The following is a 26,237-nucleotide window of genomic DNA, read 5'->3' on the forward strand; positions in this document are numbered from 1 at the left end:
GGGGAGGGGTAGCTTCCCGCCCCACGCACACGCAATCGCACAACACTCCAGCTGGCACTTGTCGCTCCGCAATCGACTGCGTAGGGTCGCCGTTCGACCTTCAGGAGCCGCCCATGAAACCGCTAGTCCTCGCCGTTGCACTTGCCCTGGCCGCTCCGTTGCCGCTGAACGTGGCTGCCGCACCGGCAACAAAAACCGCGCCGTCGGCACCGGCCTGGGTCGCGCACAGCAACGAACTGGCGCAGATCCTGTTGCAGGCGCAGGCGCCGTTCCAGCCGGAAATGACCAGCTTCTTCGGCGTGCCGGGCTACGACGACAAGGTGGTTGACCTCGGTCCGAACAACACCGCCCGTTATCGCGAGGCGCTGGGCAAGGCGCGCGAGCAGCTGCGCGAAAAACTCCAGCTCGAACGCAACCCGAACGTGCGCCAGGATCTGGAGATCATGATCGCCGCGGCCGAGCGCAACATCGAGAACAGCACGCTCAACGAACAGCACCTGATGCCGTGGGTGGACGTGCCGCAGGTCGTGTTCGGCGGCATCAACGGGTTGCTGTCCGACCAAGTGCCGGAACAGCGCCGGGGCAAGGCGCTGGATCGGCTGAAGGCCTACCTGGGCCAGGCGCCAGGCACGCAGCCGCTGGCCACGCTGGCGCGGCAGCGTTACGAAGAAAAGAGCGGCACGCCGAACCTGCTGCAACCCACCAAGATCGAAGTGGACCAGGCACTGGCCAACGTCGACACCTACATCGCCGGTATCGGCAAGCTGTTTGCCAAGTACAAGATTGAAGGCGCCGACGCCTCGCTGGCCGAGTTGTCCACGCAGATGAAGGACTACATCGCCTGGACGCAGAAGGACGTGCTGCCGCAGGCACGCACCGACACGCGCCTGCCGGCCGAGCTGTACGCCTTCCAGCTCAAGGAAGTGGGCGTGGACATCAACCCGTCGCTGCTGATGCAGCGGGCGCAGCTCGAATACATGGAAACCCGCGCGGCCATGCGCCAGCTGGCGCCGCTGGTGGTCAAGGAGAAGGGCCTGAAGGTGGCCGACCCGAACGACTACGTTGCCGTGATCCGCGCGCTGAAGCAGGACAAGATCGGCAACGACAAGCTCGAATCGCACTACCGCAGCGTGATCGATGCCATCGACCCGATCATCCACAAGCAGGGCATCGTGGACGTGCCGCAGCGCCCGTTGCAGATGCGCCTGGGCAGTGAAGCTGAAAGCGCCGCATCGCCCGCACCGCATTACCTGCCGGCGCCGCTGGTGGGCAACACCGGGCAACAGGGCACCTTCGTGCTGCCGATGGGCAATCCTGCCTCCGGTGAAAAGGCGCAGTACGACGATTTCAACTTCGGCTCGGCGGCATGGACGCTGAGCGCGCATGAAGGCCGCCCCGGCCATGACCTTCAGTTCGCGGCGATGGTCGAGCGTGGCATCTCGCTGGCGCGCACGCTGTTTGCGTTCAACTCGGTCAACGTCGAAGGCTGGGCGCTGTATGCCGAAGCGGAGATGGTGCCGTTCGAGCCGCTGGACGGGCAGATGATCGCGTTGCAGTTCCGCCTGCTGCGTGCCGCACGCGCCATGCTCGATCCGATGCTCAACCTCGGCCAGACCGACCGCGAGCAGGCACGGCGCGTGCTGATCGACGGCGTGGGCCTGTCCGAAGCGATGGCCACCCAGGAGCTGGACCGCTACACCGTGCGGGCGCCGGGCCAGGCGTGCAGCTACTTCTACGGCTACACGCGGATCATGGAACTGCGCATGCAGACCGAGCTGGCACTGGGTGACAAGTTCGACCGTCTGGCATTCAACAACTTCCTGCTCGACCAGGGCCTGCTGCCGCCGGACCAGCTGGCTGCAGCAGTCAACGAAGTATTCGTTCCCGCGCAGCGGAAGAAGTAAACAGGAAGGGCGCCGCAAGGCGCACTTCTTGCTTGCGTTGTCGAAGTGGCTTCAGCCGCGCAGCTGGCGCCGTTGTAGGAGCGGGCTTAGCAGCGAAGCTGGCAATGCCCGAAGCCTCCGGAGCATTCGCCACCACAGCTGCCTGCTTGTGTAGGAGCGGCGTAAGCCGCGAAGCTGGCAATGCCCGAAGTCTTCGGAGCATTCGCTATCACAGCTGCCTGCTTGTGTAGGAGCGGCGTGAGCCGCGAAGCCAGTGGAGCCTGAAGTTCTCAAGTCGCTCGCCATTGCAGCTGCGCGGCGTTGTAAGAGCGGCTCACGCCGCTCCTACAAGGAGGCTTCAGCGGCCCGCGCCCGGCGGCACCCAGATCGCCACACCGGCCGCACGCTTCTGCTGGGTGGGAATACCCACGCTCAGGCCGCCGCCGACATGGCTGCCAAAGGTGCCGGCGCCGACCGACATGCCCACCGGCGAACCGGCACCGCCCACGCCCATCAGGATCACGCCGTTGGCACCGAGCGCGGCGGCCTCGCGTTTGAGCCGGGCGATGGCGGCATCGGTCTGGCCCTGGGTGCCGAAGCCGACCGCGCTGGACGATTCCAGCTGCGCGATCTCGACCGAACCCGGCGGCGGCGTGGAGTAGATCTGCACACTGGCCGGGTCCACCGGCGCACGCGCCTGGCCGAGCATCACGCGGGACGTGCTGGCGCAACCGGTGGCGGCCAGGACGACACCCAAGGCAATGGCAAGCGGCAGTTTCATGGTTTCACTCCCCGATGATGGGTACTTGCGGATGATCCTCGGCCAAGGGTGAATTGGCCGCGAACGCCAGCTTGCGACAACCGGCACTTGAATACCAATGTTTCCCGGCTATCTTGCTGGCAGTGTCATATGGAGAAGAACAATGGGGTTGATCAGTCTGGTGTGGGGCATCGTGGCACTGCTGTGGATGGTGCTGGCCTTCATCCCGCTGCTGGGCTGGGGGAACTGGTTCCTGATTCCGTTTGCCGCAGTGGGCGCGATCATTGCCGCCATCGGCATTCTGTTCACCCACGCCAGCAAGCGTGGTCGGGCCAGGACCGGGCTGCTGCTCAACGGCATCGTCATCGTGGTCGGCGTGATCCGGCTGAGTATCGGCGGCGGCTTCATCTGAGGCGTCGCTGCGGTTGTCCGGCCTTGTACAGGCCAGGGGCGTAAAATACGGCGATTGGCCGGGCCGGCGCCCGGCGTGACTGCATTGCCATGATCATCCGTCCCCGCCCCAGCGGCTGGCAGCTGCTGTACATCCTGCGTGGTTCCATCGTGCCGGCCATCGCTCCCAAGGTGCTGGCCATCGGCGCGCTGGCGGTGGCAGTGGCCGCTTTCGAGCGGTATTGGCATCCGTTCGGTCGCGATGGGGTGACGGTGGTGCCGTTCACCTTGCTGGGGCTGGTGCTGTCGATCTTCCTGAGCTTCCGCAACAGCGCCTGCCATGAGCGCTGGTGGGAAGGGCGCAAGCTGTGGGGACAACTGCTGATCGAATCACGCGGCTTTGCCCGTCAGGCCGCCGCGTTGCTGGCGGCCGAGCCGGTGCTGCGCGAACGTGCCTCGCAGCTGGTGATCGGCTTTGCCTATGCGCTGGCCGCACGCCTGCGTGGTGCCGACGAGGCGGCCGCTGCCGCGCCGTGGCTGGCGCCGGACCAGGCGCCGCTGTTGGAACGGCGCAACATTCCCGATGGATTGCTGACACAGCTCTCGGTCGAACTGGCGCTGCCACTGCGCGAAGGCCGGCTCGATCCGTATCTGTACGGCCAGTTCCAGGCCCGGCTGCAGGGCATGGCCGGCGTGCAGGCGGCCTGCGAGCGCATCGCCGGTACGCCGCTGCCGTTTGCCTACACGCTGTTGCTGCATCGCTGCGCATGGCTGTTCTGCGTGTTGCTGCCGTTCGGCCTGGCAGGCGCGCTGGGCTGGGCTACGCCGGTGGTGTCGATGCTGCTGGCATATGCCTTCTTCGGCCTGGACCAGTTGGGCGAAGAAATGGAAGAACCGTTCGGCCTGGAGCCCAATGACCTGCCGCTCGATGCGATGGTGCGCACCATCGAGATCGACGTGCTGGATGCGCTGGGGCGACGGCCGTTGCCCGAACCACTGCAGCCGCAGGGTTACCTGCTGCGCTGAACCCTGTTTTTCTGAATCAAGGAGTACGTCCATGGGCCACCCCCATTACCGCCCGCGTCGCATGCGTCATGACGAGTTCACGCGCCGGCTGATGCGCGAGCACACGCTCACCAGCGACGACCTGATCTGGCCGGTGTTCGTGCATGAGCTGGACGGTCGCGCGCCGGTGGCTTCGATGCCGGGCGTGGACCGCATGTCCATCGACGAACTGCTGCGCGAGGCCGAGCAGGCGCTGGAACTGGGCGTGCCGGTGATCGACCTGTTCCCGGTGATCGACCCGTCACGCAAGACGCTCGATGCGGCTGAAGCCTGGAACGAGGGCGGCCTGGCGCAGCGTGCGATCCGCGCGCTGAAGTCGCGTTTCCCCGAGCTGGGCGTGATGACCGACGTGGCGCTGGACCCGTACACCACGCACGGCCAGGACGGCATCATCGACGAGCGCGGTTATGTGCTCAACGACATCACCGTCGAAGCACTGGTGAAGCAGTCGCTGTCGCATGCACAGGCCGGCGTGGACATCGTATCGCCCTCGGACATGATGGATGGGCGCATCGGTGCGATCCGCACCGCGCTGGATGCGGCCGGCGACATCAACGTGCGCATCATGGCCTATTCGGCCAAGTACGCCTCCGCGTTCTATGGCCCGTTCCGCGATGCGGTGGGCAGCTCGGGCAACCTGGGCAAGGCCGACAAGAAGACCTACCAGATGGACCCGGCCAACAGCGACGAGGCCATGCGTGAAATCGCGCTGGACCTGGAAGAGGGCGCGGACATGGTCATGGTCAAGCCGGGCATGCCGTACCTGGACATCGTGCGCCGGGTGAAGCAGGAGTTCGGCGTGCCGACCTTCGCGTATCACGTCAGCGGCGAGTACGCGATGCTCAAGGCCGCCGCGGCCAATGGCTGGCTGGACGAGCGCAAATGCGTGATGGAGACGATGATCGGCTTCAAGCGTGCCGGCGCCGATGGTGTGCTGACCTACTACGCGCCGCAGATCGCGCGTTGGTTGAAGGAGGGATGAAATGAACGCTCCTGGCCTTGAGGGCTACAACTGGGCGGTGTGGCTGATTGGCGTGTTGTTGTTTGCCGTGCTGATTGGTGTGTTCATCGCCGCCATCGTGCGCGCCTCGCGGCGTCCGCCGGAACTGCATTCAGCGGCCGAACGCCTGAAACGTGAGGCGCCGCAGAAGCCGGACGTGGAGGTGAAGCTGCGCGAGCTGAGTCTGTTAAAGGAGCACGGGCAGATCAGCGATGCCGAGTATGAGAAGCGCCGTGCCGAGGTGTTGGCCGGGCGTTGAGTTCTGGCTGCCGGGGGCACCCCTTCCCCAAGAGGCACCCCTCCCCAACCCTCCCCTTGCCTTTGGCAAAGGGAGGGGGCGGTCATGCGCGGTCGGTCAGGTTGCGGCAAAGCTCCGCTCTTGCCCCCTCCCTTTGCGTCGGCAAGGGGAGGGTTGGGGAGGGGTAAGCAACTGCCGGCATCTCAACGGCAATCGCCGCTGCCATCCACGCCCGGTGCCTTCATCCGGTAAAGGTCCAGGCCACCGGCACGTGGTGCACGGGCCCGTCCACTGACCACCAGTTCGCCGGGCTTGTTGGCATCGATCAGTACCCCTCGCGTGTCGCCGTCGGCGCTGTTGAACGACAGCGGCAACAACGCCGCCTCGCCCCATTGCCCTTGGCGGCACTGCGACACCCACAACTGCGCACCGCCCTGGCCGTTGCCACGGGCGAACACCAGCCCGCGACCGCCGCCGAGCCAGCTGCCGTCGATCTCATCGCCGGGCGTGTTGGGCCCGGCCAATGCCGCCGGCGCCCCGAAGCCATCGGCCTGGAACGGCGCCGACCACAGGTCCCAGCCGCCGGCCCCGCCGTCGCGGTTGCTGGAGAACAGCAGGCGGCCATCGTCAGCCAGGGCCGGCGACCGTTCGTCGCGGCGGCTGTTGATGGACGGGCCAAGCACCTGCGGGGCACCGATGCTGCCGTCGGCGGCAAGCGGTGCCCGGTAAAGATCGAACCCGCCACGCCCGCCCTTGCGGTTGGAGGCGAAGTACAGCCAGCGCCCGTCCGCGCTCAGGTACGGATCAACCTCGTCGGCGCTGCTGTTGAGCGCCAGCGGCTGCGGCTGGGTCCAGCGCTTGTCCTGGAGGGTGGCCTGCCACAGATCCCAGCCGCCGGCACCGCCCTCGCGGTTGCTGGCCCAGACGATGCGCTGGCCGTCGCCGCTGAGCGTGGCACGCAGCTCATCGGCGCGCGTGGAGACCACACCCATGCCTTCGATGCCGTACTCCGAAAGCGCCGAGGCCACGGGGGTAAAGAGTAGACTCGCTATCAGCGCGAGCAGTTGTGGTCCGGTCCGCATGAAGGTCCCGCAGGTGACAGTCGCGTCCAGTCTAGGTCATGCAGAGGATGAGGTTTCCCATGAGCGCTCCCCGCTACGCCGTATTCGGCCAGCCCATTGCCCACTCGCAATCGCCGCGCATCCAGTCGGCGTTCGGCAAGGCACATGGCATTGCGGTTGATTACCGTGCCATCGAGGCATCGCCGGAGCAGTTCCCGACCATGCTGGAGGCGTTTGCCGCCGACGGTGGCGTAGGTGCCAACGTGACCCTGCCGCACAAGGAAGCCGCGTTCGCGCTGTGTACCACCACCACTTCGCGTGCGCAGCGGGCCGGTGCGGTCAACACGCTGCTGCGCAAGGGTGATCGCTGGCATGGCGACAACACCGACGGCATCGGCCTGGTGCGCGACCTCACCGGCCGCCACGGTCTGGACCTGCGTGGCCGTCGTGTGCTGCTGCTTGGTGCCGGTGGCGCCGCGCGCGGTGTAGCACCGGCACTGCTGGATGCCGGCATCCTTGAACTGATCGTGGTCAACCGTTCGCCCGAGCGCGCCGATGCGCTGGTCGATGCGATGAGCGAGCCCGGTCGTGCCATTTCCGCGTATTGGGATGCACTGCGCGAGCAGGGCGACTTCGAGCTGATCATCAACGCCACCTCGGCCGCGCGCGGTGGCGAAGGCGGCTTCAACCTGCCGCTGTCGCTGGTCAACAGCATGACCACCGCGGTGGACCTGAATTACGGCGAGGCGGCCATTCCGTTCCTGGCCTGGGCGCGCGCGGCCAGCTGTCGCAACAGCTTCGATGGGCTGGGCATGCTGGTCGAGCAGGCCGCCGAGAGCTTCCAGCAATGGCACGGCATGCGCCCGGAGACCGACGCGGTCTACGCCGAACTGCGCGGCCGTGACGCGCTGCTGGTCACGGCGGACTGAGGCGGGCATGGACAGCAGCACCTTGTTGCAGACCTTGTTGGTTTCCGTTGGTTACCGGCTGCCGATCCTGATCGCACTGGGCGTGGCCTGGGTGATGCTGCTGGACACACCGCGCGGCAAGGTGCGCGCGGTGGCCTTGTGGGCCGTGGCCATCCTGCTGCTGGCCGGCATTGGCGCCGGCGTCCTCAACGTGCTGCCGCTGTTGTTCATCGCAGCCGGCAAGTTCGACGCGCTGGGCGGGCTGAACACGTTGCTCAGCGTGCTGAACTTCATCCTGTCGCTGGTTCAGGCGACGGGCTTCGTGCTGCTGGCTTGGGCGCTGGTGCAGGCCCTGCGGCGTCCGCTGGCACCGGCAAACACCTGAACCACCGCGGCATTCGGTGAATGCGGGCGGGTATGGGAAAATGCCCGCCTTGATTGCAGCAGGTGGCAGGTTGGCGTGACGGAAAAAGTGGAAGCACCGCGAGCGCTGACCGAGGATCTGAAGGCCGGCATCCGCGACGCCTACGCCAAGCTGCAGGCCAATACGCCGGGTTTCAGCACGCGCCGTTCGCAGAGCCAGATGATCGGCGTGGTGTCGCGCGCGCTGGCCACCGGCGGTGTCGGCGTGGTCGAGGCGCCCACCGGCGTCGGCAAGAGCCTGGGCTATCTCACTGCCGGCGTGCCGATTGCGCTGGCCAGCAAGAAGAAGCTGGTCATCAGCACCGGCACCGTGGCGTTGCAGTCGCAGCTGGTCGAGCGCGACATCCCCAATTTCCTCAAGTCCACCGGCCTGCAGGCCACGGTGGCGTTGGCCAAGGGCCGCACCCGCTACCTGTGCACGCGCAATGCCGCCGAAGCGCAGGGCGAGGGCGCCCAGGAAGGGATGTTCGGCGACGAGGTGCAGTTGTACGACCGGCCGCTGGCGCCGATTGAAATGGACGTGGCCGAGAAGTTGACCAAGGCCTTCATCGAAGGCCGCTGGAATGGCGACCTCGACAACGCGCCGGAAACGATCTCCACCACCTTGCGCATGCGTATCACCACGCCGGCCTCGGCCTGCGCGGGCCGCCGTTGTGCGTACTCGGCGCAATGCCCGGTGCTGCGTGCGCGCACCGAAGTACGCGATGCGCAGATCGTGGTGACCAACCACGCGCTGCTGCTGTCGGCGCTGTCCATTGGCGAAAGCGACAGCGGTCAGCCTTTGATCGCACCACCGGGCGACATGCTGCTGGTGCTGGACGAAGGCCACCACATCGGCAATGTCGCCATCGACCAGGGCGCGGCCAACCTGCCGCTGGATGACATGGCCAAGCGCACCGGCCGCCTGCAGATCCTGATCGCCGGTGCGTACCGCGCGGTGGACAAGGACAAGATCGGCAACCTGCTGCCCAATGAAGCCATCGAAGTAGCCTCGCGTGTGAGCAAGCTGCTGAAGAGCTTTCGCGACGACATCGCCAACGTGTGGATTCCGCAGCCGGATGATCGCGAACCGATGTGGCGCGCGGCCAACGGGCGCCTGCCCGAAGCATGGAGGCAGCCCATCGAAGTGCTGGCCGATGAAACCCGCAGCCTGCTCAACTGGGCCACGGCGGCAACCGCGCTGGTGGCCAAGGGCAAGCCTGAGGATGCCGGCCACGAGCGCCTGCAACGCAACCTGGGCATGGCGCTGGAGATGATCGAGCAGCAGTACAACCTGTGGGCTGGCTGGCGCCGCGAGGACAAGGAAGGCCAACCGCCGATCGCGCGCTGGGTGACCTTGTCGCGCGAGGGCGACTACATCCTGCATTGCTCGCCGGTGTCGGCGGCGATGGTGCTGCGCAAGCTGCTGTGGGACGAAGTGGATTCGGTGGTGATGACCTCGGCCACGCTGACCGGCGGCGGTGATTTCCAGTCGCTGGCCATCGACAACGGTATTCCCGAGGAAGCGGAGATGGTGTCGCTGGCCTCGCCGTTCGACCTGCCGAACCAGGCTGAGTTGATCGTGCCGCAGTTCCCGGTGACGCCGGACGACCGCGAGCGCCATCCCAAGGAAGTGGCCAAGTACCTGGCCGCGGAGTTGGACTGGGAGAAGGGCAGCATCGTGCTGTTCACTTCGCGCTGGAAGATGGAAAAAGTGGCCGAGCTGATGCCGGCGACGCTGCGCAAGAAAGTGCTGGTGCAGGGTGAAAGCGCCAAGCAGAAGATGATCGACGAGCATCTCAAGCGCACCGCGGCGGGCGAGGGTTCGGTGCTGTTTGGTTTGAATTCGTTCGGCGAGGGTCTGGATCTGCCGGGCGAGGCCTGCACCACGGTGGTCATCACCCAGGTACCGTTCGCGGTGCCAACCGACCCGCAGACCTCGACGTTGAGCGAGTGGTTTGAGAGCCGCGGTTTGAACTCGTTCAACCTGATCGCCATTCCGCATGCATTGCGCACGCTGACGCAGTTTTCCGGGCGCTTGATTCGCACCTCGACCGACACCGGGCGGGTGATCATCCTGGATTCGCGCCTGCTGACGCGGCGTTATGGCAAGCGGATCATTGATTCGCTGCCGCCGTTCAAGCGGGTGATCGGGTAAGGCAACGGCTGCCCCCTCTCCCCAACCCCTCTCCCGCAAGGGGAGAGAGGCTTTGAAGGCTGGGTTGCAGGCAATGCTTCAGCTTGAAGCGTACTGAGCCCCTCTCCCCTTGCGGGAGAGGGGTTGGGGAGAGGGGGATGAAAAGCACTCCGCTGGCGCAGTAACAGCCCAACCCGTAAAGTCCGCCGCCTTCCTCCAGGTATCTCCTCATGCCCGATTTCACCGCCAACTTCCTTTGGGACGCCCAGTTGCAGCGACTCCAGCAGCGCGATGCGATCCTGGCGTCGCTGATGCTGTTTGCGGATACCGAGCTGACGGAGGCAGGCCATGCCTTGGAGCAGTTGCTGCAGGCCGGGCAGGCATTGGTGAAGAGTGAGGTGGACGTTGGGCTTGTGGCCGACGAGTTGCGTCGTTACCAGAAGTTCTCGCCGCCGGGCCGGCCGTCGTTGCAGATTGTGCAGTTGCGTCGGCAGCAATCGACGGTGCAGCAGGCGCAGCGGATGGCCAAGCAGGCATTCATCCGCCAGGCGGATGTGTTTGCGCGGGTCATGCAGTTGGATGTTCCTGCCAAGCTCGGAACGGTGGCTACGGTTGAGCGGTGGTTGCGAGCCAGGTTGGGCTGACGGTTGGCTGTTTGCTGAGCGTGTGATCGCAGCCGCGTGCCCGCAGCGCCTTGCCCTTGCCCTTGTCTTTGACTTGCCGGGTTCCCTTCCGCAGCGACGGAGCCGGCAGATAAGACCCCGAACGGGGCGCCGCACAAGGATGTGCGGCGTTTTTCGACGAGACAGGGATGTCTCGTCGAAAAATCCTGCTGGCGGAGTGGACCCGCGATGTGCAGCATCGTGGGCGCGTAGGCAGGGCGTGCTTGACCAGCCATTCGGCTGTTGAAGATCGTTTCTTTTGGTTAGCTTTTCTTTGCATAAGCAAAGAAGTGCCTTTCAACAGCCGAATGGCTGGTCAAAGTAACTCGCTCCCCGAACGGGAGTGAAAGCTCTGGCTTTGGGTTTGGTTGCGGCTTCGAGTGTGCAGAAGCACGGCAACATCAAAGGCAAAGACTTTCGTGCCCCTAAAGGGGCGCGAGCCACCTTTCTTTGCTTGTGCAAAGAAACCTGGCGCAAAGAAGAGCTTTTCAACAGCCGAAGGCTGGTCAAGCACACCCTGCCTGCGCGCCTTCCGCGCTGCGCGCTCCAGGTCCACTCCGCTACCGGGATTTTTCGACGAGACATCCCTGTCTCGTCGAAAAACGACGTGCATCCATGCACGTCGCCCCTGTGGGGTCTTGTCCGTCAGCTCCGTCGCTGCGGAAGGGAACCCGGTAGGTCAAAGGCAACATCCAAGGCAACGGCAAAAGCAGCAGCAAAAGCAGCAGCAAAAGCAGCAGCGATGCTCGCTTAGTGCCACAGCCCCAGGATCAACCCGAACAACACGAACTGCACCGTGTGGTAACCGCCATCAATCGCCCACAGCTTTCCACTGCGCTGGGCGAACTGATAGTTGATGCCAAAGCTGGCGGCGACCATGCCAAAGCCCACAACCACGCCGCACAACAGGGCCTTGCGCAGCTCCGGTTCCGGTCCGACGAACCAGGCAAACGCGAAGGCCGCCAGCAGCGAGAAGATGAAACTCACGCCGAAGACCTTGGCCGGATGCCCTTGCGGCACTTCGCCTCCGTTCTCGCGGTTCCAGGCGCGGCCGAACAACACCGGTGAATACCAAAGGCCGCCCAGCAGGAAGCTGGACACGGCGGCAACCACCACGGCAAAGACGTTCATGCGAATTCCCCCAATTCCCGATGATGCGCGCATCGTAACGCCCGGCGCGGGATTTGCGCTGCATGGTGCCGCCCGCACCTCCCTCCCTTTGCCGCAGGCCAAGGGGAAGGGGTGATGCTTCTGCACCTGTTCCCTGGCCAAAGGGCAGGCATGGTCAAGCGCATGGGGAGAGGGCACCCGCAGCACTCGTCCCGCCCGGGCAAAGAGAAAGGCCGGTGGATGTCCACCGGCCTTCTCTACCTCAACGCACGTCTACAACACTGTTCCGGTCAGGCTTCCAATGCCGCTGCCGGGCCGAAGAACTCGTAACGGCTCTGTGCTTCGGGCACGCCCACGTCGCGCAGCAGCTTCTTCACCTGCGCCATGAACGGCTTGGGGCCGAGGAAATAGGCGTCCACGTTGCCCGCTTCCGGCAACCACTGCTGCAGCAGCTCGTGGCTGAGGAAACCCTCGGCGTCGGCCTTGTCACCCGGTTGCGCGTCGCTGTAGCAGGTGTACGCGCGCAGGCGCGGATGCTGCTGCTGCTTGTGCGCGATGAACTCACGGAACGCATGTACCTGCCCGTTGCGTGCGCAGTGGATGAAGTGCACCTCACGGCCGCTGGCAAGGGCCTGCTCCAGCATCGGCAGGGTCGGGGTGATGCCGACGCCACCGGTGATGAACGCCACCGGGCGCTCGCTGGCAGCCAGGGTGAAATCGCCGGCCGGGGCAAACAGCTCCAGCGTGTCGCCGACCTGCACGTGGTCATGCAGGTGATTGGAGACCTTGCCGCCGTCCTCGCGCTTGACGCTGATGCGGTAGCTGCGGCCGTTCGGGGCGTCGGACAGGGAGTAGTTGCGGCGCACTTCCTGGCCATCGAGCAGCAGCCTCATGCCGATGTACTGGCCAGGCTGGAAGTCCACCACCGCGCCACCGTCGGCCGGAACCAGATGGAAGGAGGTGATTTCCTCGCTTTCACGCACCTTGTCGGCCACGCGGAAGCTGCGGCCGCCGCGCCAGCCGCCCGGGGCCTGCTCGTTGGCCGCATACACCGTTTCCTCGGCGCCGATCAGCAGGTCGGCCAGCATCTGGTAGGCCGCACCCCAGGCGTCGATGATCTCGTCGGTGGCCACGTCCGGGCCCAGCACTTCGCGGATCGCACGCAGCAGGTAATGGCCGACGATCGGGTAGTGCTCCGGCAGCACCTGCAATGCCACATGCTTGGCCACGATCTGCCCGACCAGCGGGCCCAAGGCCTCCAGCCGATCGATGTGCTTGGCGTACATCAGCACCGAGTTGGCCAGGGCGCGCGGTTGGTCGCCGGTGGCTTGGTGGACCTGGTTGAACAGCGGCCGGGCCGCATCGCTCTCGGCCAGCATCAGGCCGTAGAAGTGCTTGGTCAGCGCTTCGCCGCCGGTTTCCAGCAGCGGAACGGTGGCCTTGATCAGTTCGCGCTGTGCAGCAGTAAGCATGGTTTTTGGCATCCTTTTGGGGGTGCCTTATCAATCCATGCCGGCGCCGGCGCTGCCCTGACGAAAATCAAGGCATCGGGAAATGGACCCGGTTTTCAGCTCTCGGGCTTGTTCAGGGCTGCGGTCATCGCCGCGGCGTCTTCGCGCGACAGGAACAGGTATTCCAGCTCGGCACCGCCGAATTTGTCTTCCAGCTCGTGCAGGCGCACCGGGTGGCTGCCGAAGCGGTAGTGCATGTTGCCGTTGTCGGCATTCTCGATGGCATACACGCCAAAGGAGGGGGGATTGGTCAGGGTGCCTTCCAGCTTGACGGATGAAGGGTCGATGGCGCGCTGGATGAGGTCTTCTAGGTCGATCATGGCGTGGGGGTAAGGCAGGGGAGTGGGGGCGGCTACCGCGGGATCCTTGGGCGCGTCCTACGCCGGATGCGCGCAGCCTGCCGTCACTCGCGCACTAAAACAAGCCCGCCGTTGCGGCGGGCCTGCGAACAGCCTGTTCCGGCACGATTGTCCGTACCGGGGATGGGCGGCTCAGCCGCCGCGTGCGCGCCGCGCCAGCCCGCTGCACAGGGCGATGAAGGCGGTGAAGGCGGCCATCGACAGGAACTGCAGCCGGGTTTCCGGGGTGGCCATCAGCAGCACGAAGATCAGCGCCAGGATGGCCAGGGCCAGCAGGGTCAGGTACGGGAAGCCGGCCATGCGGAACGGCAGCACGGTGCCGTCGCGCTCGGCGCGGCGGCGCAGGATCAGCTGCGATACCAGGGTGATGGTCCAGACCAGCAGGCAGGTGGAGCCGACCACGTTCAGCAACACCGGCAGCACCTTGTTCGGGTACAGCAGCTCCAGCGCGGTGGCGGCGAAGCCGAACAGCACGCTGGCCAGTACCGCCAGCACCGGCACCTGGCGGGTGTTGGTATTGGCCAGCCAGCGCGGTGCTTCCCGGCGCGAAGCCAGTGAATAGATCATCCGCGAGGCGCCGTACAGGTTGGCGTTGAGCGCGGACAGCAGCGCGATCACGGCGATCAGGGTGATCGCGGTGGCGGCGCCGGGGATGTTGGCTACTTCCAGCACGGCGGCAAACGGCGAGTTGAGCGCCTTGCTGGTCCATGGCACCACCGCGATGATCACGCCGATGGAGCCGATGTAGAAGACCAGGATGCGCCAGGCCACGGTGCGGATGGCGCGGGCCAGGCTGCGCTCCGGGTCCTGGGTTTCGGCCGCGGCCACGGCCACGATCTCGGTGCCGCCGAAGGCGAAGATCACCACCAGCAATGCCGCGCCGATGCCGGTCAGGCCCTTGGGCATGAAGCCGCCGTGGCCGGTGATGTTGGACAACCCCGGCGAGGCCACGCCCGGCAGCAGGCCGCACAGCAGGGCAATGCCGATCAAAATGAAGGCGATGATGGCGCCGACCTTGAGGATGGCGAACCAGAACTCGAACTCGCCGTAGTTGCGCACGCCCATCAGGTTGATGACGGTGAATACCAGCATGAACGCCAGCGAGGTCAGCGGCACCGAAAGCTGTGGCCAAATGGTGGCCAGCAGCCCGGCCGCGCCCACTGATTCGGCGGCGATCACCACCACCAGCTGCGCCCACCACAGCCAGCCCACGGTGGCGCCGGCGGTCGGGCCCAGGGCGTCGGCGGCGTAGACCGAGAACGCGCCGCTGGTGGGCCGTGCGGCGGCCATCTCGCCCATGGCGTGCATCATGATGATGACCAGGGTGCCGGCCACCAGGTAGGAGATCAGCACGGCCGGGCCGGCGGCCTGGATGCCCACGCCCGAGCCAAGGAACAGGCCGGCGCCGATGGCGCTGCCCAGTCCCATCATGATCAGCTGGCGCGGCTTGAGCGCACGTTCCAGATTCTGCGACGGCGCGGTGGCCGGGGCCGAAAGGTTGGCGGGCATCGATGGGGTTCTGGTCACGAAAGAGGGCGACACCTTACCGCGTCCGCCCGCCATCGTGTCTGTCCCGTTGGTTGGGGCCGGGTAGGATGAGCGCTCCGGCGCGGATGTGCGCCTGCAGCAAGGAATGGACGCATGCGCGGCTTGGATTTCAGTTCGTGGCAGGGCCTGCTCTCGACCTTGCTGGGCCTGGCGATCATCACCCTGATCGGCGTGGGCATCCGCCTGCTGGTGATGCAGGCGGTGCAGCAGAAGCGGGAGGCGGCCAACCGTCAGATCAACGAGCGGCTGAAGACGCTGATTGCGGCCTACAAGACCCTGGGTGGCTCGTTCACCGGCGACCTGAGCGTGGACCCCAGCCATCTGCGTGACCTGCGCCGCCGCGCTGCCGAACTGGCGCAGGAGCAGCCGCTGACCACCGACGAAGGCGCGCTGATTCTGCCGGTGCCGGCCCCGGGCGATACCGGTGACCGCGCCCGGCGCATCCGTGATGCGGTGGAGGGCGCGTTGTCGGATGTGATCCTGCTGGGCACTGAAGACCAGGTGCGGCTGGCCGCGCGCGCTGCCACCGACATGGTCGAGGGCCGGCCGATCCATACCGCCGAGCTGGTGGTTTCGTTGCGTGACTTCATCCGTCAGGTGCTGGACCTGGATACGATTCCGGCCAGCGTGGCCATCCCACGCCAGGGTCCGGCGCGGCCGGCTGGCGGTGGCGGCGGCGGCGGCAACAAGGGTGCGGCCAAGGACGGGGAGCGTGGTGCCGCCGCCAAGGGCGGTGGTGGCGCGGGTGGTGCCGGTGGCATGGGCGCCGGCATGGGCATGGGGGCCGGACTGGGCTATGGCGCTGGCCGTGGCGCGGATGATGACGGGCGTGGCTGAGGGGGCTTTGGTTTTGGTTTTGGTTTGCGCTTGCGCTTGGCTCTGATCTTGCCCCCTCTCCCGTTTACGGGAGAGGGTTGGGGTGAGGGTAAGTGGTCAAGCAGCAGCCAAGGCAACAGCAAGTGCATGCCCTCACCCCTACCCCTCTCCCGTAAACGGGAGAGGGGATGAGCAACAGCTCAAGAGCAACAGCTCAAGAGCAACAGCTCAAGAGCAACAGCTCAAGAGCAACAGCTCAAGAGCAACGGTCCAGGCACCACAATCTGAAACTGCCGCTTACTTCCAGCGCGACTTGCCGCGGATGTAACGCGCCGCATCCTCCAGCGAAGTCGGCAGGTATTCCGACCACAGGTTCGGTGGGTAGGCGTTCTGGTAGGTGTCATAGATGTCGCGAAACAGGTCCATGTGTACGACCGGCTGGCGCTTGCGGGCGCGCAGGTCGGCGATCGGTACGCGGCCCAGCACCAGCGTTTCTTCCTTGCTCTGCGCCTCGGCGATGGCCTTGCCGGCCGGGTCGTACAGGGCGGTGCCGCCTGAACCCGGATCATCGAAGTACGGGCCGTTGTCCGGCGAGATCGAGTTGTTGACGATCGAGGAGTAGACGCCGTTGTACATGGCACAAGCGGCGATATCCATTTCCGAGAAGCCGCCCGAAGCGGTGCGCAGGAACACCTCCGCACCCTTGAACGCCATCGCGCGGAACAGCTCCGGCTCGCGCTGGGTCGAGCTGGTGCAGATGTTGCCCAGCGGGGTGCGGGTGACCGGCACCACCGCGTCGCGGCCGTACATTTCCACGTAGCGGTCGAGCACGTCGTAAGTAGTCGTGGTGAACAGCTCGAAGTCCGGGAACGCACCCTTCAGGTTGCGGGCCTTCCAGTGCTTGTCCACGATCTCGCCCTTGTCGTTCATGATCGTGGTGATCGACAGCACGTGGCCCGGCCAGTCCGGGTCGGTGGCGTAGGCACCGAACACGATCCAGGTGCCGTACTGGCGCGCCTTCTGCGCGATGGCCTCGGTTTCGGCGCCGGGAATGGTGATGGCGAACTTGAGGATTTCCTCGCGCGTCCACTTGCGCCAACCCGTCAGCGGGAATTCGTGGAACTGCAGCAGGTCGGGCTTGGCGTGGTAGTGCGCCTTGTCGATCAGTTCCAGCATGTGCGCCAGGTTGCGCCGGGTGCCGGCCTTCCATTCGCTGGCGTCGAAGCTGTGCACGCGTGACTGCACCAGCCCCAGTGTCCACGCCGGCTTGGCCAGTTCAACGGTGGCGTAGGTGCCATCGGTGCGTTCGTTCAATGCGTCAGGGCCTTTGCCCATGGCCGCCTGTGCGGGCGCCGGGGTGCCAAGCAGGGCGGGACCGACCGCGCCGAGTGCGGCCAGGCCGGCGGCGCTGCCGAGGAAATGTCTGCGGGTGTTGCTCATTGCGTACCTCGGTGGTTGATTGCCTGGATCAGGTTGGTTGCGGTTGCTGCTTGTCCCTTCTCCAGCGCAACGGTGCTCAGTTGGCTGCGAACCAAGGGTTCGCGAGCAAACCGCATCGCCCCGCAGGCGGAAGAGGGGCTTCACAGCTGCAACCGCTGGCTGCAAGGAGTGCTTCACTGCTGCACTACCGCAACAAACTCGGGGCGCCATGGCGCCCCGAGTCGTCGTTCTGCTGCTGCAATCAGATCGCGTCGCCGTTGAAGCTCTCGCCCTTGATCTTCTGCCAGTCGCGGCTGACGAACTTCTCGTCGATCAGGGTGCGCTGCACCAGCACGCCATGCTTGTACCAATGCCAGATGCGGTTGCGCATCTGCCCGTCGTCGGAGAGCTGGATCATCTCGTACAGCTCCAGGCCTTCCTCGCCCTTGCGCTTCCAGTACAGCATCACGGTGCGGTGGTAATCATCCAGCGGTACTTCGGCAGCCCAGCCGTAGATCAGCTCGTTGTCGAAGATGACACGGCCAAATTCGTAGCGGGTCGGGAAGTCGCGTACTTCCACCTTGCCGTCGGCCCAGCTGTAGTGGTTGGTCTGGTGGTACGGCACGTTCTCATCGCTGGGGAAGCGGCAGATCAGGCGCGACTTGTGCTCGTCGATCTTGTTGCCTTCGGCGTCGTAGTAGCGGTATACGCCGTCCCAGACGCCTTCGTGGCGGGCCAGCAGCGGCAGGTGCAGTTGCATGTTCGGCATTGCGGTTTCCCTTGTGGTCGTGTTGATGTCATCAGTTGAGGCGGCATGCCTCATTCCTTGCGAAGTGCGTCCATCACTTCTTCCATCGGCACGTCCATAGCACCGCTTTCCAACGCTTCGGTTTCCTGCTGCACGATGCGCAGCACCCGCGCGATGTATTCCTTCATCCACAGCGTGCGCTGTGCTTCGGCCTCTCGGTCCGGCCGGAACTGGTCCAGTTCCTCGCGGCTGAGCAGGCCCTTGCTTTCGATCAGGCGTTCCAGCGCGTCCAGGCGTTGATGGGTCACCGCGTTTTCCATCGCGATGGCCATGGCGATGGAGAGCACGCGCTCCACGTCCGGGTCCTTGAAGAAGTACGGACGCTTGCCACGGGCGCGGCTTCCGGCCAGGGCAATGGGGTCGATGCTGCTCATGCTTTCCACGCTCCAAACATGGTCCACAGCGCCGCACGGCCGTGGTCTTCTCCGCTCTCGCTGGCCACCGGGAAGATGTCCCGGTCCACCACGCCGCGTACCTTGGTTTCGAAATAGCGGTCGGCATCAAAGCCGGCCGCAGCCATCATCTGGCGCAGGTCGTATTCGTGCATCACGCTCCAGAACGGCTCGTTGTTGTTGTACGCATCCCAGTCACGGATGAACTGTTCGTACGGGTCCATGCCGTGGTACTGCGGCTGCTCCAGGTGCGCGGTGAGGCCACCCGGCGCGAGCAGGCGGTTGATCTCGCGCAGCTTGCGCGGCATCGCCGTGGACGAGCTCTCGTGCCAGAACATGGCCGTGGTGATCAGGTCGAAGTGGCCATCCGGGTACTCCAGCGCTTCGCCGTTGGCCTGCTGGAAGGCGATGTTGTTCACGCCAAGTGCGCGGGCACGGGCGTGCGCATAGCGCAGCATCGGTGCGGCCACGTCGATGGCGATCACTTCCGCATCGGGGAATGCCTGCGCCAGCGGCACGATGTTGTGGCCGACGGTGCAGCCGATATCCAGGATGCGGCGGGGTTTGAACTGGGGGTGTTGTTCCTTCAGCCATTGCGCCAGCGCCTGGCCGCCACCGTCGTTGTAACGGCCGAGCATGCCGCCGGTGGTGGCGAAGATGCCGCAGTCGTAGTTGGTCGCCGCCGACACGTCATCGGCCAGCAGTTCGGTGTGATAGCCGCCGGGCATGCAGTGGATGTCCACCGCGCTGGAGTAGCGCGGCACCTTGACCGAGGCATCCAGGCGCAGGCCATCGTCGCCTGCATTGAGTGCGCGGGTCTTTTCGATCAGCGCATCGACCTGCTTTAGCACCAGCCCGCGACCGGCCTGCTGACGCATCTCCATGCTGCTGCGGCGCAGGGCGCTCCAGGTCTGGTAGATGCCGTCGGCCGCCATGGCCTTGCGCACTTCATGCCGGGTTTCCGGGGCGCGGCCCTTTTCCTTCTCGAACGCCGGCTTCACCCGGCGCTCGTAGGCCACCTTGACCTTGGGGCTGAGCTGGGTGGCCAGGTAGCCGTTGAGGTTGGCCAGGAAGTCGAAGCGTGCGGTGTCGTCGTGCGTGCTTTCGGGAAAGACCGCGTGGCGGCCGACGTGCTGCCAACTAGGCGGCAGAGGGTGCTGGCTCATGGCGACTCCGGGCTCGGGGGTTAGGTTCTAAAGTTATATCTATATGTCATGTTGATCCGGACATGGTCAAGTGCCCCGATCAGACCTGTCTGTTGCTGCGACCGAAGCGGCCTGCGGTGTCATGGCGCCGACCCGAGCCTCTCAAATGTCCGGACAGCATGCTAGTGCTGCTTTCACATCCTGCGCAGCGAAATTTTTGTTGCGAAGCAGCATGTTGCGCATTGCGAGCGACGCATCCCGGGCACTGGATTTCACGCGGCCAGTGCGGCTGCGGGGTGCCGGATCCAGGTTCTATGAATGATTGGACATTCATGTACTAATGATATAGCTATATGTCATCTTCGCCGGGCCGGCAGCCATGTCGGTGGCGCATCGGGAAGGGGAAGCAGCAGCTTTCCAGGCCCATACAAACAGGGGGTTGTCGTGATCCGAATGTCATCGCTTTTACTGATTGCCGCAATTGCACTTTCGCCACAGGCAAACGCGCTGGATTTGCAGTCCGAACAGGGCAGCGTCGAAGCGATGGTCAAGCTGCGCTGCTCGCTGGACCCCAAGCAGGAAGAACTGCTGTGGTGGGCCGGCACGTTGTTCGCGCAGGAGCCGGGCAAGAAAGCCGCCCCGGTATTGGGCTTTGAGGGCTACAACATCTGCCGCGCCGAGAAGCAGGCCGACGGCGTGTGGCGCCTGTACACGCGTGAGCTGACGTTCTACCGCGACCTGAAGACCGGCAAGATCATCGACAGCTGGGACAACCCGCTCTCCGGCGAGCGCAACGAAGTCGTGCAGGTGGCCAACGATCCGGTCAACACCGTGATCAATGCACCGGGCCGTCCGCTGCACCTGCCGTGGGTGGAAGCCGGCGATCAGGTGATGCTGACCCTCAACATCCCGCTGGCCTATCCCAATCCGCTGCAGCCGGCCGAATTCCCGGCCGAATCCACCGGCCCGACCTACATGGGCTCGGAACATTTCATGTTCTTCGCACCGCGCGCAGATCTGGAAAACCCGGCGCTCAAAAGCGTGCCGGTCACCTACGGCTGGACCCGCATCGGGCCGTGGCTGCCCTGGATGAAGCTGGGCACCCGCCCGGGCAACCTGCTGTACGTGGCGCAAGGCAACAAGCGCGCCTCGGTCAGCGAACTGCCGGCCGACATCCAGGAACTGGTGCGTACCCGTTACCCGGAGTACGCCCGCGCACCTGAAACCTGGGTGCAACCCAACGTCACCAGCTGGAGCTACTACAAGCAGCTCAAGCAGGGCGCTGCGGAAAAACAGCAGGACTGAAGTACGGAAACACAGGACGGACCCCTCCCCCAAACGACGGCGCATCCATCCTCACATCTGTTCCGATCACACTTTCAAGTCGGGAATTTCATGAAGAACATCAAGCCAGACCTGCTGTGCTCCGCCATCGCCATGGCGCTGCTGTTGTGCACGGGCAACGCCGCCGCACAGGACGCGGCCGCAGCGAGCGCAACGCCGGCAGCCAGCGACGAAACCGTATACAGCCTGGACCAGATCACCGTCACCGCGCGTGGCGTGGCCGAGCCGCTGCAGCAGATGCCGCTGCCGATCACCGCCATGTCCGAGCAGACCATCGAGAAGAAGGGCCTGGTCGATATCCGTGACATCGCCAACCTGACCCCGAGCTTCTCGTTCAAGTCCGGCTATGGCCGTGGCTTCGACCGCCCGGTGATCCGTGGCATGTCCAACATCCAGGGCGAGGCCAACGCCTCATTCTTCATCGACGGCATCTATGTCGAAGGTGACGTCTCCAGCTACGGCCTGGAGAACATCCAGCGCGTGGAAGTGATCCGTGGCCCCCAGTCGGCAGCGTTCGGCCGCCGCACCTTCTCCGGCGCGATCAACTTCATCACCAAGCGTCCGGGCAGCGACCGCGGTGGCAAGATCCGATTGGGCGCGGGCAATTACGGCCAGGAGGAGATGGGCCTGTTCTACTCCGGTGGCAACGAAGACGGCTCGTTCGGCTACGACTTCAGCCTCAACAAGCGCGGCAATGACGGCGTGTTCTTCAACCAGGCTTCCGGTGACAAGGACCTGGGCGGCAATGAAACCACCAGCGTGATGGCTGCCGTGGCCTGGTCGCCCATCGATCAGCTCAACATCACCGCGCGGGTGATGCAGCAGAAGAGCCGCGATGAACATTTCCCGATTGCCCGCCTGGGCAGCGAGAACCTGAACTGCTACCTGCCCGAGTACACCGGTGCCAAGTATTTCGGCCTGTATCCGGTGCTGGATTCGCGCCGTCGCGGCTACTACTGCGGTGACCTGAAGGCACCGTCCGAGTACGCCATCAATACCAAGGAATTCGTGGCCGCCGGTTACTTCCCGGGCCGCAAGACCGACCTGCTGCGTACCAGCCTGGTGCTGGATTACCTGTTCGACAACGGTTGGAACTTCACTTCCACCTCGGCCTACAACGACAGCGAAACCTATTCGGCCAGCGACCAGGACTACAGCGCCATCCGCGGTTACGGCGGTGCGTTCGAAAGCTTCGCCAACAGCGGAATCAAGAACTGGTCGCAGGACTTCCGCCTGAGCAGCGACCAGAGCCTGCCGGTGTCGGGCATGGTCGGTGCGTACTACTACCAGCAGCAGGCGCAGCCGGGCTGGGGCGGCGACCTCACCGGCTTCACCATCGGCGGCAACAAGGTGGTCACCACCATCCCCACCGACCCGGATGACAAGACCACCAACAAGGCCATCTACGGCCTGATCAACTGGCACATCACCGACAAGTGGACCACCTCGCTGGAAGGCCGCTATGCGTGGGATGAGATCAGCAAGGGCGGCGTGGACACCCGCGTGCTGGGCACCACCACCTACACCCAGGCCTATGCGCTGAGCGAGACGTTCAAGAGCTTCACCCCGCGCTGGACGCTGAGCTACCAGGCCGCCGAGAACGTGAACCTGTACGGCCTGGTGTCCAAGGGCAACAAGCCCGGTGGCTTCAACACCGACGTGTACCGCGCCGACTTCCTGGAAGCCGAGCGTGACCTGCTGATCGCCCGTGGCCTTGAAACCTACGAGGAAGAAGAGGCCTGGAACTACGAGCTGGGCATCAAGAGCGACTGGCTGGACGGCACCCTGCGCCTGAACGCCAACATCTACCAGATCGACTGGACCAACCAGCAGCTGACCGAAACCGGCCCGGTGATGCGCAAGAACGGGACCCTGTTCGCGACCAGCTACACCACCAACGTGGGCGAGTCGCGCATCCGCGGTTTCGAACTGGAAGGCCAGTGGGCATTCGCCCACGGTTGGGTGGCGTCGCTGGCGTACTCGTACACCGATGCGGAAATCCTGCACTTCCTCAGCCAGGACCAGGCCGATCTGTTCTCCGATGCCAAGGCGCCGACCCTGGCCGACCCGGCAGCCGATGCCGCCGGCTACACGCTGCCGCGCGTGCCCAAGAACAAGGCCACGCTGGGCCTGATGTACGACGGCGCGCTGGGCAATGGTTGGGAGTACACGCTCAACATGGACACCACCTACGAAGGCCGTCGCTACGTGCAGGTGGACAACCTGGCGAGCCTGGCACCGTCCACCCGCACCAACTTCCGTTTCAGCCTGCGTCCGACCGAGCAGTGGCAGGTGTCGGCGTACGTGAACAACGCCTTCAACGACCGCACCCCTGAAGACGCACAGCGCACCATCAATCCGGACGCCTACATCGCGATTCCGGCGGTGCCGCCGTTGACCGGCCTGGCGGTGAGCAACCTGCGTGACTTTGGCGTCACGCCGTCGCTGCCGCGCATGTATGGCGTGGAAGTCAGCTACAAGTTCTAAGGAAAAACGTGGACCGGAACGGCGCGCTGCGGCGTTCCGGTTCGCGGCGGACGAGGCTGACGCAGGTGGTTTCGGAGCGTCATTCCCCCAGTGAGGGAATGACGACATTCAGAACAACGGCAACAGAAATGCCCTTTGCAGGGCAGTGAACGGACACAAGCATGCAACGACGCCATTTCATCCAAGGACTTTCCGGCATGGCCGCGCTGTCGCTGGTTCCCGGCGTGGTGCGTGCGGGCGTGCCCGCCAGTGACGTGATCGTGGTTGGCGCCGGCCTGGCCGGTCTGGCCGCTGCACACGCGCTGGAAGCGGCGGGCGCCAAGGTCACCGTGCTGGAAGCCAACCCGCGCGTGGGTGGCCGCCTGCAGACCGTGGAGCGCAACGGCCTGCGCTTTGAAATCGGCGGCGTGGAAGTAGGCACCGGCTACGCGCGCGTGCATGCCCACGCCCAGCGCGTGGGTGTCGGCATCGTGCCGCCGTCGGCCGCCCTGCCCACCGCTGCCGGCCTGGGGCTGGTGCTGGGCGATGCGCTGGTACCGGCACCGCAATGGGGGCAAAGCCCGCTCAATACGCTGCAGGGCCGCGAACATGGCCTGCTGCCGCCGATGCTGCTGTCCACCGCGATCGGTGAACTGGGCCTGCCGGCGGTGGACAGCTGGCGCGACCCGGCCAATCTCAATCTCGATATCCCGCTGTCCGAACTGATCGCCGGCAAGGGCTGGTCAGCGCAGGCGTTGCAGTGGATGGATATCGGCAACAGTTTTTCCTCGCTGCAGACCATCAGCGCGCTGGACGCATTGCGCCGCGATGCGCTGCGGCGGTTCGGCTCACGCGGCACCGGTTGGGTGCAGGGCGGCAGCCAGGCATTGCCGGAAGGCATGGCCGCCTCGCTGGCGCAGCCGCCGCTGCTGGGCGCGCAGGTGGTGCGGGTGGAATCCAGCGGCCGTGGCGTGCAGGTCCGCTGCGCCGATGGTCGCCGCTTCCGCGCCGCGCACCTGGTGCTGGCCCTGCCCAGCGGCCCGCTCAGTCGCATCGCCATCGATCCGGCACCGCCGGCCGAACAGCGCGCCGTCTGGTCGGCGCGTCGTTCCAACGCGGTCACCACCGTTCACCTGCATCCCACTCGCAAGTTCTGGGAAGAGGATGGCCAGCCGCTGTCGTTGTGGGGGGATGGCGCGTTGCAGCGCGTGTTCGCGGTGCCAGGCGGGGACGGGGAGATCAACCGCTTGATTGTCTGGCTCAACGGCGCCAGGGCGCAGCAGGCCGACCAGCTCGACCGCAACGCCCGCTTTGCCTGGGTCATCGATGCCATGGAGCGCCTGCGCCCGGCATCCAAGGGCGCGCTGCAGCCGCTGGAAACCCGCAGCTGGGGCAATGATCCGCTGGCCGACGGTGCCTTTTCGGAAATTGCGCCGGGCCGGTTCGCGCAGACCCTGCGCTGGAACAACACCCCGTTCGGGCGGATTCACTTCGCCGGTGAGCAGACCGAACTGCATGTGCCGGGCATGGAAGCGGCCGTCAGCTCGGGCGAGCGTGCGGCTGCAGCAATTCTTTCGGCCTGATTGAACTACCTTATCCCCTACCTTCCCGGGCGCGGACGCGCCTTCCAGAGACAGTAATGAGCCTGAAGACACTGAACCCCTACGATTTGTTCGACGTGCGTTCGCTGCTGAGCGAGGAAGAACGCGCTGTACAGGATTCCGTCGCCCGTTTCACCGATGAACGCGTGCTGCCGATCATCGGCGATTGCTTCGACCAGGGCCGCTTCCCGACCGAGCTGATCCCCGAGATCGCCGACATGGGCCTGCTGGGCTGCTCGCTGCCGGAACAGTACGGCGGCGCCGGCCTGAACGGTGTCAGCTACGGCCTGATCTGCCAGGAGCTGGAGCGCGGCGATTCGGGTATCCGCAGCTTCGTCTCGGTGCAGAGCTCGCTGTGCATGTACCCCATCTATGCCTACGGTTCGGAAGAGCAGCGCATGCGCTGGCTGCCGGACATGGCACGCGGCAAGGTCATAGGTTGTTTTGGCCTGACCGAAGCACACGGTGGTTCCGATCCGGCCGCGATGAAGACCCGCGCGGTGAAGGACGGTGGTGACTGGGTCATCAACGGTTCCAAGATGTGGATCACCAACGGCTCGGTGGCCGACATCGCCATCGTCTGGGCCAACACCGATGAAGGCGTACAGGGCTTCGTCATCGAGAAGGGCACCCCGGGTTTCACCACCCAGGAAATCAAGCACAAGATGAGCCTGCGTGCCTCGGTCACCGGCGCACTGTTCTTCGACAACGTGCGCGTGCCCGATGCCAACCGCCTGCCCAACGTGAAGGGCCTGAAGGGTCCGTTGGGCTGCCTGACCCAGGCCCGCTACGGCATCACCTGGGGCCCCATCGGCGCGGCCATCGCCTGCCTGGACGAAGTGCTGGCTTACACCAAGGAACGCATCCTGTTCGGCCGCCCGGTCGCGGCCACGCAGAGCGCGCAGATCAAGATGGCCGACATGGCCCGCCGCATCACCGCCGGCCAGTTGCTGGTGTTGCAGCTCGGTCGCCTGAAGGATGCCGGCGTGATGCAGCCGCAGCAGGTGTCGCTGGCCAAGTGGAACAACTGCCGCCTGGCCATCGATATCGCGCGCGAATGCCGTGACCTGCTCGGCGGTGCCGGCATCACCACCGAGCATGGCGCGATCCGTCACGCGCTGAACCTGGAATCGGTCATCACCTATGAAGGCACCGAGACCGTGCACCAGTTGGTGATCGGCCGCGAGCTGACCGGCATCAACGCGTTCTGAT

24 protein-coding genes are annotated in these 26,237 nt (G+C 65.2%); 14 read left to right on the forward strand and 10 right to left on the reverse strand.

Annotation, left to right across the window (positions count from 1 at the left end; all coding sequences use genetic code 11):
* Nucleotides 1-113: 113 nt before the first annotated feature.
* Complete coding sequence (locus LR961_RS01500; protein WP_232146660.1) at nt 114-1,904, forward strand: DUF885 domain-containing protein; 1,791 nt, start codon at nt 114-116, stop codon at nt 1,902-1,904.
* Nucleotides 1,905-2,241: 337 nt separating this feature from the next.
* Here LR961_RS01500 and LR961_RS01505 read toward each other — a convergent pair whose 3' ends face one another.
* On the reverse strand, nt 2,242-2,664 hold the full coding sequence (locus tag LR961_RS01505; protein WP_232146661.1) for a hypothetical protein: 423 nt from the start codon (nt 2,662-2,664) through the stop codon (nt 2,242-2,244).
* Between the two features lie 142 nt (nt 2,665-2,806).
* Here LR961_RS01505 and LR961_RS01510 point away from each other — a divergent pair, with 142 nt between their 5' ends.
* The 4 genes from LR961_RS01510 to LR961_RS01525 all read left to right on the forward strand — a co-directional run bounded on the left by LR961_RS01510 (nt 2,807) and on the right by LR961_RS01525 (nt 5,357).
* Entirely contained in the window at nt 2,807-3,055 is a 249-nt protein-coding gene (locus tag LR961_RS01510) for a hypothetical protein (RefSeq protein ID WP_232146662.1), read from the forward strand.
* Between the two features lie 89 nt (nt 3,056-3,144).
* Nucleotides 3,145-4,059, forward strand: a complete 915-nt coding sequence (locus tag LR961_RS01515; protein WP_232146663.1) for a bestrophin family protein — start codon at nt 3,145-3,147, stop codon at nt 4,057-4,059.
* A 31-nt stretch (nt 4,060-4,090) separates the two neighbouring features.
* The gene (gene hemB, locus LR961_RS01520) at nt 4,091-5,080 is read left to right on the forward strand and encodes a porphobilinogen synthase (RefSeq protein WP_232146664.1); all 990 of its coding nucleotides are present in this window, start codon (nt 4,091-4,093) and stop codon (nt 5,078-5,080) included.
* Between the two features lies 1 nt (nt 5,081).
* Entirely contained in the window at nt 5,082-5,357 is a 276-nt protein-coding gene (locus LR961_RS01525) for an SHOCT domain-containing protein (protein ID WP_232146665.1), read from the forward strand.
* Between the two features lie 182 nt (nt 5,358-5,539).
* Here the strand turns inward: LR961_RS01525 and LR961_RS01530 are convergent, their stop codons facing one another.
* Entirely contained in the window at nt 5,540-6,418 is an 879-nt protein-coding gene (locus LR961_RS01530; protein ID WP_232146666.1) for a TolB-like protein, read from the reverse strand.
* A 59-nt stretch (nt 6,419-6,477) separates the two neighbouring features.
* Between LR961_RS01530 and aroE the strand changes: the two genes are divergently transcribed.
* The 4 genes from aroE to LR961_RS01550 all read left to right on the forward strand — a co-directional run bounded on the left by aroE (nt 6,478) and on the right by LR961_RS01550 (nt 10,488).
* Nucleotides 6,478-7,326 carry a shikimate dehydrogenase gene (gene aroE, locus LR961_RS01535; RefSeq protein WP_232146667.1) on the forward strand — a complete coding sequence of 283 codons (849 nt, stop codon included), beginning with the start codon at nt 6,478-6,480 and terminating at the stop codon, nt 7,324-7,326.
* A 7-nt stretch (nt 7,327-7,333) separates the two neighbouring features.
* A complete protein-coding gene (locus tag LR961_RS01540) occupies nt 7,334-7,690 on the forward strand; it encodes a hypothetical protein (RefSeq protein ID WP_232146668.1) in 357 nt (118 codons plus the stop codon).
* Nucleotides 7,691-7,765: 75 nt separating this feature from the next.
* Entirely contained in the window at nt 7,766-9,865 is a 2,100-nt protein-coding gene (gene dinG / locus LR961_RS01545) for an ATP-dependent DNA helicase DinG (protein ID WP_232146669.1), read from the forward strand.
* A gap of 209 nt (nt 9,866-10,074) precedes the next feature.
* A complete protein-coding gene (locus LR961_RS01550; RefSeq protein WP_232146670.1) occupies nt 10,075-10,488 on the forward strand; it encodes a hypothetical protein in 414 nt (137 codons plus the stop codon).
* Nucleotides 10,489-11,256: 768 nt separating this feature from the next.
* On the opposite strand, the gene LR961_RS01555 is transcribed toward LR961_RS01550, so the two are convergent.
* The 4 genes from LR961_RS01555 to LR961_RS01570 form a co-directional block, all read right to left on the reverse strand.
* Nucleotides 11,257-11,637 (reverse strand): DUF1761 domain-containing protein, encoded by a 381-nt coding sequence (locus LR961_RS01555; RefSeq protein WP_232146671.1) that lies wholly within the window; start codon nt 11,635-11,637, stop codon nt 11,257-11,259.
* Between the two features lie 269 nt (nt 11,638-11,906).
* Entirely contained in the window at nt 11,907-13,088 is a 1,182-nt protein-coding gene (gene hmpA, locus LR961_RS01560) for an NO-inducible flavohemoprotein (RefSeq protein ID WP_232146672.1), read from the reverse strand.
* 95 nt (nt 13,089-13,183) lie between these two features.
* A complete protein-coding gene (locus LR961_RS01565) occupies nt 13,184-13,447 on the reverse strand; it encodes a hypothetical protein (protein WP_232146673.1) in 264 nt (87 codons plus the stop codon).
* Nucleotides 13,448-13,618: 171 nt separating this feature from the next.
* Complete coding sequence (locus LR961_RS01570; protein WP_232146674.1) at nt 13,619-14,995, reverse strand: amino acid permease; 1,377 nt, start codon at nt 14,993-14,995, stop codon at nt 13,619-13,621.
* A 132-nt stretch (nt 14,996-15,127) separates the two neighbouring features.
* On the opposite strand from LR961_RS01570, the gene LR961_RS01575 reads away from it, so the two are divergent.
* A complete protein-coding gene (locus LR961_RS01575) occupies nt 15,128-15,871 on the forward strand; it encodes a hypothetical protein (RefSeq protein ID WP_232146675.1) in 744 nt (247 codons plus the stop codon).
* Nucleotides 15,872-16,147: 276 nt separating this feature from the next.
* Here the strand turns inward: LR961_RS01575 and LR961_RS01580 are convergent, their stop codons facing one another.
* The 4 genes from LR961_RS01580 to LR961_RS01595 all read right to left on the reverse strand — a co-directional run bounded on the left by LR961_RS01580 (nt 16,148) and on the right by LR961_RS01595 (nt 19,635).
* Entirely contained in the window at nt 16,148-17,290 is a 1,143-nt protein-coding gene (locus LR961_RS01580; RefSeq protein ID WP_232146676.1) for a nitrilase-related carbon-nitrogen hydrolase, read from the reverse strand.
* A 241-nt stretch (nt 17,291-17,531) separates the two neighbouring features.
* A complete protein-coding gene (locus LR961_RS01585) occupies nt 17,532-18,038 on the reverse strand; it encodes a hypothetical protein (RefSeq protein ID WP_232146677.1) in 507 nt (168 codons plus the stop codon).
* Between the two features lie 50 nt (nt 18,039-18,088).
* Nucleotides 18,089-18,451, reverse strand: coding sequence for a hypothetical protein (locus tag LR961_RS01590; protein WP_232146678.1), 363 nt, complete (start codon nt 18,449-18,451; stop codon nt 18,089-18,091).
* On the reverse strand, nt 18,448-19,635 hold the full coding sequence (locus LR961_RS01595; RefSeq protein WP_232146679.1) for a class I SAM-dependent methyltransferase: 1,188 nt from the start codon (nt 19,633-19,635) through the stop codon (nt 18,448-18,450). The genes LR961_RS01590 and LR961_RS01595 overlap by 4 nt, the downstream gene beginning before the upstream one ends.
* A gap of 432 nt (nt 19,636-20,067) precedes the next feature.
* Between LR961_RS01595 and LR961_RS01600 the strand changes: the two genes are divergently transcribed.
* The 4 genes from LR961_RS01600 to LR961_RS01615 all read left to right on the forward strand — a co-directional run bounded on the left by LR961_RS01600 (nt 20,068) and on the right by LR961_RS01615 (nt 26,236).
* Nucleotides 20,068-20,919, forward strand: coding sequence for a DUF1838 family protein (locus LR961_RS01600; RefSeq protein ID WP_232146680.1), 852 nt, complete (start codon nt 20,068-20,070; stop codon nt 20,917-20,919).
* Between the two features lie 90 nt (nt 20,920-21,009).
* A complete protein-coding gene (locus LR961_RS01605; protein WP_232146681.1) occupies nt 21,010-23,445 on the forward strand; it encodes a TonB-dependent receptor in 2,436 nt (811 codons plus the stop codon).
* 161 nt (nt 23,446-23,606) lie between these two features.
* Nucleotides 23,607-25,007: an NAD(P)/FAD-dependent oxidoreductase gene (locus LR961_RS01610; protein WP_232146682.1), complete on the forward strand. Its 1,401-nt coding sequence runs from the start codon at nt 23,607-23,609 to the stop codon at nt 25,005-25,007.
* Nucleotides 25,008-25,063: 56 nt separating this feature from the next.
* The gene (locus LR961_RS01615; protein ID WP_057634261.1) at nt 25,064-26,236 is read left to right on the forward strand and encodes an acyl-CoA dehydrogenase family protein; all 1,173 of its coding nucleotides are present in this window, start codon (nt 25,064-25,066) and stop codon (nt 26,234-26,236) included.
* Nucleotide 26,237: the final 1 nt, after the last annotated feature.

It is taken from the genome of Stenotrophomonas sp. SY1 (genome assembly GCF_021202945.1).
In the GTDB taxonomy this organism is placed as follows: domain Bacteria; phylum Pseudomonadota; class Gammaproteobacteria; order Xanthomonadales; family Xanthomonadaceae; genus Stenotrophomonas.